The 13939-nt window shown below is 65.8% G+C and carries 9 protein-coding genes; all 9 read left to right on the plus strand.

The window, feature by feature from the left end:
• The 9 genes from IVB41_RS01395 (at window position 1) to IVB41_RS01435 (ending at window position 13834) form a co-directional block, all read left to right on the plus strand.
• Window positions 1-3270, plus strand: coding sequence for a transglutaminase family protein (locus IVB41_RS01395; RefSeq protein ID WP_247426016.1), 3270 nt, complete (start codon window positions 1-3; stop codon window positions 3268-3270).
• A gap of 28 nt (window positions 3271-3298) precedes the next feature.
• On the plus strand, window positions 3299-5836 hold the full coding sequence (locus tag IVB41_RS01400; RefSeq protein ID WP_247288679.1) for a circularly permuted type 2 ATP-grasp protein: 2538 nt from the start codon (window positions 3299-3301) through the stop codon (window positions 5834-5836).
• The gene (locus IVB41_RS01405; protein ID WP_247426018.1) at window positions 5833-6711 is read left to right on the plus strand and encodes a transglutaminase family protein; all 879 of its coding nucleotides are present in this window, start codon (window positions 5833-5835) and stop codon (window positions 6709-6711) included. Before IVB41_RS01400 ends, IVB41_RS01405 begins: the two co-directional genes overlap by 4 nt.
• A gap of 216 nt (window positions 6712-6927) precedes the next feature.
• Complete coding sequence (locus IVB41_RS01410) at window positions 6928-7755, plus strand: metal-dependent phosphohydrolase (RefSeq protein WP_027568994.1); 828 nt, start codon at window positions 6928-6930, stop codon at window positions 7753-7755.
• Window positions 7756-7767: 12 nt separating this feature from the next.
• Window positions 7768-8658, plus strand: a complete 891-nt coding sequence (locus tag IVB41_RS01415; RefSeq protein WP_247426020.1) for an alpha/beta fold hydrolase — start codon at window positions 7768-7770, stop codon at window positions 8656-8658.
• A gap of 135 nt (window positions 8659-8793) precedes the next feature.
• Window positions 8794-9420 carry a GTP cyclohydrolase I FolE gene (gene folE, locus IVB41_RS01420; RefSeq protein ID WP_018456940.1) on the plus strand — a complete coding sequence of 209 codons (627 nt, stop codon included), beginning with the start codon at window positions 8794-8796 and terminating at the stop codon, window positions 9418-9420.
• A 27-nt stretch (window positions 9421-9447) separates the two neighbouring features.
• The gene (locus IVB41_RS01425; protein WP_247426022.1) at window positions 9448-10971 is read left to right on the plus strand and encodes an FAD-dependent oxidoreductase; all 1524 of its coding nucleotides are present in this window, start codon (window positions 9448-9450) and stop codon (window positions 10969-10971) included.
• A gap of 175 nt (window positions 10972-11146) precedes the next feature.
• A complete protein-coding gene (locus tag IVB41_RS01430) occupies window positions 11147-12355 on the plus strand; it encodes an ABC transporter substrate-binding protein (RefSeq protein WP_247426023.1) in 1209 nt (402 codons plus the stop codon).
• Window positions 12356-12601: 246 nt separating this feature from the next.
• Window positions 12602-13834 (plus strand): acyl-CoA dehydrogenase family protein, encoded by a 1233-nt coding sequence (locus IVB41_RS01435; RefSeq protein WP_247426025.1) that lies wholly within the window; start codon window positions 12602-12604, stop codon window positions 13832-13834.
• The last annotated feature ends 105 nt before the right edge of the window (window positions 13835-13939 follow it).

Raw genomic sequence — 13939 nt, forward strand, 5'->3', positions numbered from 1 at the left:
GTGTCGATCTACGTCGCATTACACCACGTCACGCACTACAAATACGACCGCCCGATCGATCTCGGCCCGCAGACCATCCGTCTGCGGCCGGCGCCGCATACTCGCACGCCGATCCTGAGCTATTCGCTCAAGGTCACGCCGGCCAATCATTTCGTGAACTGGCAGCAGGATCCGCTGGGCAATTGGATCGCGCGTTACGTCTTCCCGGAGAAGACGACCGAGCTCAAGATCGAGGTCGATTTCACGGCGCAGATGACCACGGTCAATCCGTTCGACTTCTTCGTCGAACCCTATGCCGACAGCTTTCCGTTCGAATATACGCAGGATCTCAAGACCGAACTCGCGCCTTATCTCGAGACCGTCAAGCCCGATCGGCTGTTTGCGAAATATCTCGACACGATCCCGCACGAAGCCCCGAACACCGTCAACTTCCTTGTCGATCTCAACCGGGAGCTGCAGAAAAGGATCGGCTACGTCATCCGCATGGAGGCGGGCGTGCAGACGCCGGAGGAGACGCTCTCCTCCGCGGCCGGCTCGTGCCGCGACTCCGCCTGGCTTCTGATCCAGACCTTCCGGCACCTTGGTCTCGCCGCCCGTTTCGTCTCGGGCTATCTGATCCAGGTCCGTCCCGACATCGATCCGATCGAGGGGCCGCCGGAGGTCGAGAACGATTTCACCGATCTGCACGCCTGGGCCGAGGTCTACCTGCCGGGCGCGGGCTGGATCGGCTTCGACGCGACCTCGGGCATGCTTGCGGGCGAGGGCCACATCCCGGTCGCCGCGACGCCGCACTACCGCTCGGCGGCGCCGATCTCCGGCGGCGCGGGCTTTGCCGAGGTCGAATTCGCCTTCGACATGAGCGTCAAGCGCATTCGCGAGGCGCCGCGCATCACAAAACCATTCTCGGACGAATCCTGGATACGGCTCAACGATCTCGGCGAGCAGGTCGACGGCGATCTTGCGGCGCAGGACGTGCGTCTGACCATGGGCGGCGAGCCGACCTTCGTCTCCGTCGATGATCTCGAAGGCGCCGAGTGGAACACGGACGCGGTCGGTCCGACCAAGCGCGGGCTCGCCGACGATCTGATCCGCCGCATGCGCGCGCGTTTCGGACCCGGGGGCCTGCTGCACTTCGGTCAGGGCAAATGGTATCCCGGCGAAAGCCTGCCGCGCTGGGCCTTTGGCCTGTACTGGCGCAAGGACGGCGTGCCGATCTGGAAGAATGCCGACCTCATCGCCAGCATCGAAAATCCGCGGCCGGCGCAGGCCAAGGACGTACAGGCGTTCGTGGAAGGCGCGGCGCTGCGGCTTGGTCTCGATCCCGGCTACATCATGCCGGCCTATGAGGACACCGCGTACTGGCTGCAGAAGGAATCCGAGCTTCCCGTCAACGTCGATCCCTCCGATTCCAAATTATCCGATCCGGAGGCCCGCGCGCGGATGGCGCGGGTGTTCGAGCAGGGGCTCAACAATCCTCGCGGCTTCGTGCTGCCGGTACAGCGCTGGAATGCGGCGCCACGTTGGCGCAGCGAGCGGTGGCAGCTCCGGCGCAGTCATCTGTTCCTGATGCCGGGGGACTCGCCGCTTGGCCTGCGCCTGCCGCTGGACTCGCTCGGCTATGTCCCGCCCGATCAATACCCCTACATCGTCGAGCGAGATCCGATGGAGGCCCGCGGCAAGCTGCCCGTGTTCAGCCTTCCGGCGCGTCCGGACTCGCCGGAGCGGCTCGAGCCCGAAGAGCTCAACACCTCCGTGCCGGTCCGCACCGCGATGTCGGTCGAGGTCCGCGACGGCGTGCTCTGCGCCTTCATGCCGCCGGTCGAGCAGATCGAGGATTATCTGGAGATGATCGCGGCGCTCGAAGCGACCGCCGAGGAGATGCAGCTCCAGGTCCATGTCGAGGGTTATCCGCCGCCGTTCGATCCGCGTGTCGACGTCATCAAGGTGACGCCCGATCCCGGCGTGATCGAGGTCAACGTCCAGCCGGCAAAGAACTGGCGCGAGGCGGTCGACATCACCGTCGGGCTCTATGAGGATGCCGGCAAGACACGCCTCGGCGCCAACCGCTTCCTGGTCGACGGCCGCCACACCGGCACCGGCGGCGGCAATCACGTCGTGGTCGGCGGCTCGAGTCCGCAGGACTCGCCGTTCCTGCGCCGGCCTGATCTGTTGAAGAGCCTGGTGCTGCACTGGCAGCGGCATCCGGCGCTGTCCTATTTCTTCTCCGGCCTGTTCATCGGCCCGACCAGTCAGGCACCGCGCATCGACGAAGCCCGCCACGACAGCATTTACGAGCTCGAGGTTGCGCTCACGCACGTGCCGCCGCCGCGCGTTCAGGCGCCGCTGTGGCTGGTGGATCGCTTGTTCCGGCATCTCCTCGTCGACATCACCGGCAACACCCATCGCGCCGAGATCTGCATCGACAAGCTCTATTCACCGGACGGCACGACCGGCCGCCTCGGCCTGGTCGAATTCCGCGCGCTCGAAATGCCGCCGGATCCGCGCATGTCGCTGGCGCAGCAGCTGCTGATCCGCGCGCTGATCGCAAAATTCTGGCGCGAGCCGCAACAAGGCAAGTTCGTGCGCTGGGGCACCGCGCTGCATGATCGCTTCATGCTGCCGCACTTCATCTGGGAGGATTTCCTCGAAGTGCTGACCGAGTTGAAGCAGTCCGGCTATCCGTTCGAGCCTGAATGGTATCTGGCCCAGCTCGAATTCCGCTTCCCCGCTTTCGGCCGTATCCATCATGGCGGCGTGACGCTGGAGCTGCGGCAGGCGCTGGAGCCCTGGCACGTGCTCGGCGAGGAGGGATCGGCCGGCGGCACCGTGCGCTATGTCGACTCATCGGTCGAGCGGCTCCAGGTCAAGGCGGAGGGGTTCGTCGAGGGCCGCCATATCGTCACCTGCAACGGCCGCCGCCTGCCGATGACCGCCACCGGCCGCTCCGGCGAAGCCGTGGCCGGCGTCCGCTTCAAGGCCTGGCAGCCGGCCTCAGGCCTGCATCCGACCATTCCCGTTCACGCGCCCCTGACCTTCGATCTTATTGACACCTGGAACGGCCGCTCGCTCGGCGGCTGCGTCTATCACGTCGCCCATCCCGGCGGCCGCAGCTACGACACCAAGCCGGTCAACACCTACGAGGCCGAGGCGCGGCGGCTGGCGCGCTTCCAGGACCACGGCCATACGCCGGGCCCGATGCAGCCGCCGCCCGAGGAACGCACAAATGAGTTTCCGCTGACCCTCGACTTGCGGACCCCGCTCCTGCAATGAGTATGATGCGGGGGGCAGGGAGAGGCGCATGGCCGAGGGCGCAGCCGAAGAGGACGACAAGGCGGGTAAGGCGCAAGGTCAACGCAATGGCCAGCGCGAAGGCCAGCGCCGTTTCGCGCAATGGGTCCGCGACTACAGGCGCCTGCCCGGCATCCCCGACGAGTTTCTCGGCCCGGACGGCAAGCCCCGCGCGGTCTGGAGCCGCTTCTTCGATGCCTTCGGCGCGCTCGCGCCCGACGAGGTCGAGCGGCGGTTCGGCATGGCCGACCGTCATCTCCGCGAGGCCGGCGTCACCTATCGCGCGCCCGGCGAGAGCGCGGACCGGCCCTGGTCGATCAGCCATCTGCCGCTGCTGATCGACGAGGCCGACTGGAAGCAGCTGTCCGATGGCATCACCCAGCGCGCCGAGCTGCTCGAGCTCGTGCTGCGCGACATCTATGGCGAGGGCCGCCTCGTCGCCGAAGGCGCGCTGCCGGCGGCCGCGATCGCGGGCAGCCCCGAATATCTCCGCCCCGTCTGCGGCGTGCCGCCGCCGGGCGGGCGCTATCTCTCGCTCTATGCCGCCGATGTCGGCCGCGGGCCCGACGGCCGCTGGTGGGTGCTCGGCGACCGCACGCAGGCACCTTCCGGCGCGGGCTATGCGCTGGAGAACCGCCTGGTGCTCTCGCGCGCCTTCTCGGATCTCTACAAGTCGATGAACGTGCCGCGCGTCGCGCCGTTCTTCGAGGCGTTTCGCGACAGTCTTCGGGCGCGCGCCGACCGCGACGAGCCGCGGATCGGCGTGCTCACGCCGGGCAGCTTCAGCGAGACCTATTTCGAGCACGCGACGCTGGCGCGCTATCTCGGCTTCCTGCTGGTCGAAGGCGACGATCTCGCCGTCAGCGACAACCATATCCACATCCGCACGGTTGCGGGCCTCAAGCGGCTCGACGTGCTGCTGCGCCGTGTCGATTCCAATTCGCTCGACCCGCTCGAGCTCGAAGCCTCCTCGCGGCTTGGCGTCCCCGGGCTTATCGACGTGCTGCGCAAGGACGGCGTCGTCGTCGCCAACATGCCGGGCTCGGGCGTGCTGGAGGCGCGCGCGATGCTCGGCTTCCTGCCGGCGCTGAGCCGCCGCCTGCTTGGTGAAGAGTTGAAGATGCCGCACATCGCGACCTGGTGGTGCGGCCAGCGCTCGGCGCGCGACGAGGTGCTGTCGCGGCTCGACGAGGTCGCGATCGAAGGCGCCTATCGGCGCGGCGTTCCCGGTTTCGACAGCAACGGTCCGGTGCTCGCGAGCGAGCTCGATGCCGCCGGCCGCCGGCGCCTGAGCGACGCGATCGCTGCGCGCGGCATGGACTATGTCGGCCAGGAGGTGGTTCGGCTCTCGACCATGCCGGTATGGGAGCAGGGGCAGATCACGTCCCGTCCCTTCGTGCTGCGCGTGTTCGCAGCCGCGACGCCGGACGGCTGGGCCATCATGCCCGGCGGCTTCTGCCGGATCGCCGAGCAGCCGGATGCGCGCGCGGTGTCGATGGGCGACGGCGCGCGTTCCGCCGACGTCTGGGTGGTCTCGGACAAGCAGGTCTCGACCGCGACGCTGCTGCCTGCGGTTGACAAGGTGCGCATCCGCCGTATCGCCGGAGTGCTGCCGAGTCGCGCCGCCGACAATCTGTTCTGGCTCGGCCGCTATCTCGAACGCGCCGAGGCGACCCTGCGGCTGGTGCGGGCGCTGGGCTCGCCGAGCGGGCCCAACAAGGGCACCGCGGCCTCGCTGCAATCGGCCGAGCGTATCCAGCGCCTGCTGGTGACCTGGGGCGCGATCTCACAGACCTCGCGTGCGGCGCCCGGCCGCATCGTTGCCGAGGCGCTGCAGAGCCCGGAGCGTTTCGGCTCGGCACTGTCGCTGGTCCGCGCGGCCCAGCGCACGGCGACCTCCTTGCGCGAGCGGCTGTCGCCCGATGCCTGGCAAGTCATCACCGAGATGGTCGAGCGGCTGGCCGTCGAGGTCGAGGACGACGACAGCGTGCTGAGCGCGGCCGAGCTGACGTTGCAGGAGCTCGCGAGCTTTGCCGGCCTTGCGCATGAAAACATGAACCGCGCCGCCGGCTGGCGCTTCCTCGATATCGGCCGCCGCACCGAGCGCGCCATCAACACCACGCGCTTTGCCCGGCAGTTCGCCTATGACGAAGCCGGCGACGAGGATCTCGATATCCTGCTGACGCTGGTGGATTGCCAGATCACCTACCGCTCGCGCTATCTGCTGGCGCCGATCCTTGCGCCGGTGCGCGACCTCGCCGTGCTCGACAGCTACAATCCGCGTTCGGTGGCGTTCCAGGTGACGGCGCTGAACGAGCATATTGCTGCGCTGCCGAGCCTGAAGGAGCACGGCCTGATCGAGAAGCCGCAGCGGCTTGCGGTCGCGCTGCAGGCGATGCTCGCGACCGCGGAGGCCGAGAGGATCGAGGTCAAGACGCTGTTCGCACTGGAGCAGGATCTGCTCAGCCTCGCCGAGGCAGTCGGGCAGCACTACTTCCCGCACGGCCCCAATGCCAGCCGGCCGGAAAAGCTGACGGGGCTGGCGTGATCTACGACATCCGTCACGTCACCACCTACGAATATGAGAGCCCGGTCAGCTTCGCCCGCTGCACGCTGCGGCTGGAGCCGAGGAGCGGCCATGGCCAGGAGCTGATCTCGCACAAGGTCGAGATCCGTCCGCGTCCCGCGGAGCGTAGCGTCCGGCGCGATTTCTTCGGCACCCTGACCGAGAGTGTGGTGATCGAGGCCGCGCATCGCACTCTGCGCATCGATTCCCGCTCTCGCGTGAAGGTGTCGCGCCAGCCGCCGGCGCGCGACGCTGCCAGTCCGGGCTGGGAGAGCATTCGCGGCATCGCCTTCGAGGCGACGAGCCTCGGGCCGTCCTCGCCGGTCGGCTATGTCTTTGCGAGCCCGCTGGTGCCGGTGCTGGGACCCGTCAGCGCCTATGCCGCGGAAAGCTTCGCGGCCGGCGCGGGCATCCTCGCCGGGGCGGTCGATCTGATGCATCGCATTCGCACCGAATTTCGATACGACCCCAAGGCGACGGTGATCTCGACGCCGCTCGACGAGGTCTTCGTCAAGCGCCATGGCGTCTGTCAGGATTTTGCCCATGTGATGATTGCGGGCTTGCGCGGGCTGGGACTGCCCGCGGCCTATGTCAGCGGATATTTGCGCACCATTCCGCCGGCGGGCCAGCCGCGCCTGCAGGGCGCCGATGCCACCCATGCCTGGGTGTCGCTGTGGTGCGGGGAGGAGCTTGGCTGGGTCGATTTCGATCCGACCAACGACCTTATGGTCGCTGGCGACCATATCGTGCTCGCGGTCGGCCGCGACTTTTCCGACGTTTCGCCGGTCGACGGCATCATTGTCGGCTCGCCGAAGCAGAAGCTCAACGTCGCCGTCGACGTGCTGCTGGTGGAATGATTGCGGCTTTGCCGCTACGGAGCCGTCGGCGCCATGGATGTACTGAGTTGTAACCGCAATCTTATGTTGCGTGGCACAACAGCAATATATTTCCGTGTTGTCGTCCCAGGATTTGGTCAGTCGGCCCAAGATGGGCTATGCTGGCGCTTGCGTCGAGGACGAGAATGAGACGTCGGTAGTTGGCGTGGGACACCACCGACAGACGGGGCTGCATCCATGATCACGTTACCGAGACTGGCGGCTGAATCCCTTGAGAAGACGCTAGGTTCGTTCATGCGCCGCAGGTACGGCGATTCTCCGGCAAACATCGTCGAGAGCGCGACCCGTACCGCTATGGAATGCATCGGAAACAGCGACGCGCTCTATCATAATGTCGAACATACGATGCTGGTCACGCTCGCGGGTCATTCCATCCTGAGCGGCCGGTATCTTCATATTCATCTCTCGGCCGAGGATTACGTCCACGTCCTGATCGCCTGCCTTGCGCACGATATTGGCTATGTCCGTGGCTTGTTCGAGGAAGATGACGAGGACGGTTTTGTGGTCGATGCGGCAGGCAGCAAGGTCTCGCTGCCCCGCGGCTCATCAGATGCCAGCCTGATGATGTATCACGTCGACCGTTCCAAGCTCTACGTCATGCGCCGGCTGCAGCATATTCCCGGACTTGATCCAGAGCGGATCGCACGCGCCATCGAGGGCACCCGCTTCCCGGCCCGCGAGGGCCAGGAATACGACGACGACGCCTCGATCCTGCGCGCTGCCGATTTCATCGGGCAACTCGGAGATCCCAACTATCTGCGCAAGGCCAACGCGCTCTATTACGAATTCGAAGAAGTCGGCATGAACCGCCAGCTCGGCTACGATTCGCCGGCCGACATCGTGAACCGCTATCCGCAGTTCTATTGGAATAGCGTCGCACCGCACATTCAAACCGAGATCGGCTATCTCAACAAGACCGAGATTGGCCGGCAGTGGATCGCCAACCTCTACAGCAACGTGTTCCGCGCCGAGCGTGACATCACGTTGTCCGGGCCGCAAAAATAGCTTCGCTTTGTGATGCGACAAAAAACGGTCACCACCGATATCCTCGACATCGCCTATCGCGAATACGGTGCGCCGGACGGCTGGCCCTGCATCATGGGCCACGGCTTTCCCTACGACGTGAACGCCTATGCCGAGACCGCGCCGATCATTGCGCAAGCGGGTGCGCGGGTGCTGGTGCCCTGGCTGCGCGGCTACGGGCCGACGCGGTTCCGCTCCGCTGCGACGTTGCGCTCCGGCGAGCAGGCGGCGTTGGGCGCCGATCTCCTGGCCTTCATGGATGCGCTTGGAATTTCGCGCGCGGTGGTCGGCGGTTACGACTGGGGCGGGCGCGCGGCCTGCGTGGTCTCGGTGCTGCATCCGGAGCGCGTGATCGCCCTCGTCTCCGGCAATTCCTACAATATCCAGAACATTGCGCGTTCGATGGAGCCGGCTTCGCCACCGGAGGAGGCGGCGCTGTGGTATCAATATCTCTTCCACAACGAGCGCGGCCGCCGCGCGCTGGAGCGTAACCGGCGCGGTTTTGCGCGCCAGCTCTGGTCGATGTGGTCGCCGACATGGGCCTTCGACGACGCGACGTTCGAGACCAGCGCCATCTCGTTCGACAATCCTGATTTCGTCGATGTCGTGATCCACTCCTATCGACATCGTTACGCACTGGTCACGGGCGATCCCGCCTATGCAGCGATCGAGGCGAAGCTCGCCGCGCAGCCGCCGGTCCGTGTCCCGACCATCGCGATCGACGGCGATAGCGACGGCGTCAATTCCGGCACGGCCCATCACGCGGGCAAGTTCGAAGGCTTTTTCGAGCGGCGCGTCTTTGCAGGGGCCGGCCACAATTTGCCGCAGGAGCGGCCGGCCGAATGGGCCCAGGCCGTGCTCGATGTGCGGAAAGCGGCCTCATAGAGCCGGATTTCTCGTCCCGCTGTCTTGCCGCTCTCACAGCTTCCAATTTTTCCTGATCCCGGGAACCTTTTCCGATCGCAGCCGTCCAAGCTGTGGGCCGCCTTCTGTATGCGGTTCGTTGCAGGGGAGTTTTCGATGAAGACGCAAACGCGCAGGCTGGAACGTGTCGCGGTCGCGCAGGCGCCGAGCGAGCGGCCTGAGAGGGCGGAGGTCGAGCAGGCGATCCGCACCATGATCCGCTGGGCCGGTGATGACCCCGCGCGCGACGGTCTGCGCGATACGCCGGACCGGGTCGCGCGCGCCTTCGAGGAGTATTTCTCCGGCTATGCGCAGGATCCGACCGAAATCCTGCAAAAGACCTTTGAGGAGATCGAAGGCTATGACGAGATGATCGTCCTGCGCGGCGTTCGCTTCGAAAGCCATTGCGAGCACCACATGGCACCGATCGTCGGCCGCGCCTGGGTCGCTTATATCCCGCAAGGGCGCGTCGTCGGCATCTCCAAGCTCGCGCGTCTCGTCGACATCTACGCCAAGCGGCTTCAGATCCAGGAGAAGATGACCGCGCAGATCGCCAACACGATCAACGATGTGCTGAGGCCCGAAGGCGTCGGGGTCATCATCAAGGCAACGCATCACTGCATGACCACGCGCGGCGCGCACAAGCCCGGGACCGATCTCGTCACCAGCCGCATGCTCGGCGTGTTCCGCGACAATGCGTTGACGCGCCAGGAGCTGCTGGGGCTGGCCAATTCGGACGATTGATCCGCGACGGCTCAAGGAGGCAACGCCATGACCGAGGACAAGAAGCCTAGCGGACCCGACTTGAGCCGAGGCGTGACGCTCGCCGCGTTCAAGGACAGCAAATTGCTCGGCCATGTCGGCGAGGAAGACGTCCTGCTGGTGCAGGCCGGCAGCGAGATCTTTGCGATCGAGCCGACCTGCAGCCACTATCACGGACCGCTTGCGGAAGGACTGGTGGTTGGCGACACCATCCGCTGTCCCTGGCATCATGCCTGCTTCTCCTTGCGGTCAGGCGAGGCGACCCGTCCGCCGGCGCTGAACGCGCTGGCGGTGTGGGAGGTCTCGCGCGATCAGGACAAGATCGTCGTTCAGCGCAAGCGCGAGATGCCGAAGCCTCCGGCGCCTCACCGGACGGCGCCAACGCCGGAAAAATTCGTCATCATCGGCGGCGGCGCGGCGGGTTTCGCGGCGGCGCAGACGCTCCGTCGCGAGGGCTTTGCCGGCGCCATCACCATGCTCAGCAATGACAGCGCGATGCCGGTCGACCGGCCCAATCTTTCCAAGGATTACCTCGCGGGCAACGCGCCGGAGGATTGGCTGCCGCTGCGGGGCGAGGACTATTATCGGGACGCCGGCATCGATCTCAGGCTCAACACGAATGTCGCCGCGATCGAGGCGAAGACGCGCAACGTGACGCTGGGCAACGGCGACAGGCTGCCGTTCGACCGGCTGCTGCTCGCGACCGGCGCCGAGCCGGTCAGATTGCAGATTCCGGGGGCCGACCAGCCTCATGTCCACACCCTGCGCTCCGTCGCCGACAGCCGCGCCATCATTGAGGCGGCCGGCAGCGCCAAGCGTGCGCTGGTGATCGGCGCCAGCTTCATCGGCCTGGAAGTTGCGGCCTCCTTGCGGGCACGCAAGATCGAGGTCCACGTGGTCGCGCCGGACGAACGGCCGATGCAGAAGGTGCTCGGTCCCGAGATGGGCGACTTCGTGCGCGCGCTGCATGAGGAGAATGGCGTCAACTTCCACCTCGAGGACACGGTGGAGAAGCTGGACGGCACGCGCGCCACGTTGAAGAGCGGCGGCGTGATCGAGGCCGACCTGGTCGTGGTCGGCATCGGCGTCAAGCCGCGCCTCGCGCTTGCCGAGCAGGCAGGGCTTGCGGCCGATCGGGGCGTCAGCGTAAGCGAATATCTGGAGACCAGCATAGCCGGTATCTTTGCGGCCGGGGACATCGCGCGCTGGCCCGATCCGCATTCGCGGCAAACTATCCGCGTCGAGCACTGGGTGGTGGCGGAGCGGCAGGGCCAGACCGCGGCCCGCAACATGCTCGGCAAGCGCGAGCGCTTCGAGGCCGTGCCGTTCTTCTGGTCGCAGCACTATGACGTGCCGATCAACTATGTCGGCCACGCCGATAGTTTTGACGACATCGCGATCGACGGCAGCATTTCCGGCAAGGACTGCCTGCTGAAGTATCGCAAGGGCGGCCGTGTCCTTGCGATTGCTTCAATTTATCGCGATCTCGACAATCTCAAGGCCGAGCTGGAGATGGAGCGGACACGCGGCTGAGGCACGCATCCGGTCTTGATTTGCGTCAATGGTGCTGCCCGCGAGGGCGGCTGCGCACCGGCTGATCAGCAACTCGACGCAAGACCGCCTTGTGGAACTCCGCTGATCTGATGTGCTGGCAAAAAGCAGCACGTCGCGCCTTCCGAGTCGTGGCGATCATCACCGGGGAGAAACCATGAAAGCCGCTTTGGTCCTGGCTGCAGCGCTGGCTGCCTGCCTGTCCACGCCTGTCTCCGCGCAAAAATCCTACGGTCCGGGCGTCAGCGACACCGAGATCAAGATCGGCAACACCATGCCCTATAGCGGCCCCGCATCGCCGCTCGGCATCACCGGCAGGGTGATCTCGGCCTATTTCGACGAGGTCAACGAGAAGGGCGGGATCAACGGCCGCAAGCTCAATCTCCTGTCGCTCGACGACGCCTTCTCGCCGCCGAAGACCATGGAAGCGGCGCGCCGGCTGGTCGAGGGCGATGGCGTCGCCTTCATCTTCGCGACCATGGGCACCGCGCCGAGCTCGGCGATTGCGAAATATCTCAACAGCAACAAGGTGCCGCAGCTGTTTCTGATCAGCTCGGCCTCGAAGTGGAACGACCCGGCCAACATGCCCTGGTCGATGGCGCTGCCGTGGGCGCCGAACTACACCAGCGAGGCGGCCATCGACGTCGCCTATGCCCGCGCCAAGAACCCGAATGCGCGCTTCGCGGTGCTCTATCAGAACGACGACGCCGGCAAGGAATATCTGCGCGGCGTCAAGGAAGCGCTTGGTGCCGACGCCGACAAGGCGATCGCGATGGCGTCGAGCTTCGAGGTCGCCGACCCCACCGTCGATTCCCAGGTGCTGACTCTCGCGAACACCAAGGCCGACGTGTTCATGATCTATTCGGTGACGCCGCGCGCCTGCGCCCAGGCGATCCGGAAAGCGCATGAGGTCGGCTGGCAGGCAACGCGCTTCCTCGCCTCGGGCTGCGCCAACAAGGCAACCGTGATGGTCCCGGCTGGCCTCGATGCCGGCAAGGGCGTGCTCTCGCTCGGCTCGCTCAAGCCGTTCGTCGAGGCGCCAAAGGACGATCCGGCGATGACGGCCTATATCGACTTCATGAAGAAGCGCCTGCCCAATGCCGACGTCAACAACGTCGCGGGTCTCTACGGTTACACCGTCGCCGAGGCGTTGGTCGTCTTGCTGAAGCAGTGCAAGGACAATCTGACGCGTGAGAACATCATGGCGCAGGCGGCCAATTTGAAGAACGTGCCGCTATCGCTGCTGATGCCCGGCATCACGCTCAACACCACGCCGCAGGATTTCCGCCCGATCAAGGACGGCTATATGCTTCAGTTCAACGGCAACGACTGGATCGTCGCGAGCGAGCTGCTGCGCGGCATGTGAGGGACTGCGAAGCGAGCGGCTGCAGAGACGGTGCACCCTCTCCCCTTGTGGGAGAGGGTGGATCGCCGCGAAGCGGCGAGCCGGGTGAGGGGTCTCTCTCCGCGAGTCGTCTCTACATTTGAACTCGCGGATACAACCCCTCATCCGGCCCATAGCCGAAGCTTTGCTTCGGCGTTCTTAGGAACGCCGGTCGAAGGCCGCCTATGCCACCTTCTCCCGCAAGGGAGAAGGGAAGAGGAGAACACCATGGATTTTCACCACTCCGAACGTTCGCTCGAGCTGCAGGAGCGTGTCCGCCGGTTCATGCGGACGCATGTCGAGCCGGTCGAGGAGCTCTACTACGAGCAGGTGAAGCCGGAAGCGACACGCTACAGGACGCCGCAGGTCCTTCAGGACCTGAAACGGCTGGCGCGCGAGCAGGGGCTCTGGAACCTGTTCCTCTCCGGCGAGCACGGCCAAGACCCTAACAACACTGGCTTGACCAATCTCGAATACGCGCCGGTGAAGGAAATCATGGGCCGCATCCTCTGGGCGCCGGAGGTGTTCAATTGCTCGGCGCCCGATGTCGGCAACATGGAGGTGCTGGCCAATTACGGCACGCCGGCACAGCAGGAGCGCTGGCTGAAGCCGCTCCTGGAGGGGCGCATCCGCTCCGGCTTCTCGATGACGGAGCCGCAGGTCGCCTCCAGCGATGCCACCAACATTCAATGCGAGATCAAGCGCGACGGCGGCGACTACGTCATCAACGGCCGCAAATGGTTCACCTCGGGCGCGATGAACGAGGATTGCGAGATCCTGATCGTGATGGGCAAGACGGCGCCCGACGATCCCGACCGCCACCGCCAGCAATCCATGATCCTGGTGCCGAGAGCGACGCCCGGCGTGCGCATCGTCCGCGACATGCTCACTTACGGCTATGACGACGCGCCGGTCGGCCATCCCGAGATCGTCTACGAGAACGTTCGCGTGCCGGCCGAGAACATCCTGCTCGGCGAGGGCCGCGGTTTCGAGATCGCGCAAGGCAGGCTCGGTCCCGGCCGCATCCATCATTGCATGCGGCTGATCGGCTGTGCCCAGCGCGCGCTGGAATTGATGTGCCAGCGCGCCGTCTCCCGCACGGCCTTTGGCAAGCCGCTCGCAGAGCAGGGCTCGGTGCGCGAGGACATCGCGCACTCATTCTGCGAGATCGCGCAGGCGCGGCTCTTGACGCTGCAAGCCGCCGACAGGATGGACCGCGAAGGCAACAAGGCCGCGCGCGACCTGATCGCGGCCGCCAAGATCGTGGTGCCAAGCATGGCCGCCCGCGTGATCGACCGCGCCATCCAGATCCACGGCGCCGCCGGCGTCTCGCAAGACACATTCCTCGCGCGTGCCTACGTCTACGCCCGCTTCATCCGCATCGGCGACGGACCGGATCAGGTGCATCTGGCCGCGGTAGGGAAGGAGCTGATCAAGCGCGGCGGGGTGATGGCCGGGTAGGACCGTTACCGGACGTCCCCCGTTGCTGCGGGAACCTGGGTCGTGAACCAGCTTAGGAACGTCCTTGGACGGTCGCGATTGTCGCTGGCAGTTGGCGCGCTGCCC

It is taken from the genome of Bradyrhizobium sp. 44 (assembly GCF_023073095.1).
GTDB lineage: Bacteria > Pseudomonadota > Alphaproteobacteria > Rhizobiales > Xanthobacteraceae > Bradyrhizobium.

Excerpts from the sequence above, each read along its gene's own strand:
- IVB41_RS01400 (WP_247288679.1), top strand. The coding sequence starts at position 3,299 with ATGGCCGAGGGCGCAGCCGAAGAGGACGACAAGGCGGGTAAGGCGCAA.
- IVB41_RS01410 (WP_027568994.1), top strand. The coding sequence starts at position 6,928 with ATGATCACGTTACCGAGACTGGCGGCTGAATCCCTTGAGAAGACGCTA.
- IVB41_RS01415 (WP_247426020.1), top strand. The coding sequence starts at position 7,768 with ATGCGACAAAAAACGGTCACCACCGATATCCTCGACATCGCCTATCGC.
- folE (WP_018456940.1), top strand. The coding sequence starts at position 8,794 with ATGAAGACGCAAACGCGCAGGCTGGAACGTGTCGCGGTCGCGCAGGCG.
- IVB41_RS01425 (WP_247426022.1), top strand. The coding sequence starts at position 9,448 with ATGACCGAGGACAAGAAGCCTAGCGGACCCGACTTGAGCCGAGGCGTG.
- IVB41_RS01430 (WP_247426023.1), top strand. The coding sequence starts at position 11,147 with ATGAAAGCCGCTTTGGTCCTGGCTGCAGCGCTGGCTGCCTGCCTGTCC.
- IVB41_RS01435 (WP_247426025.1), top strand. The coding sequence starts at position 12,602 with ATGGATTTTCACCACTCCGAACGTTCGCTCGAGCTGCAGGAGCGTGTC.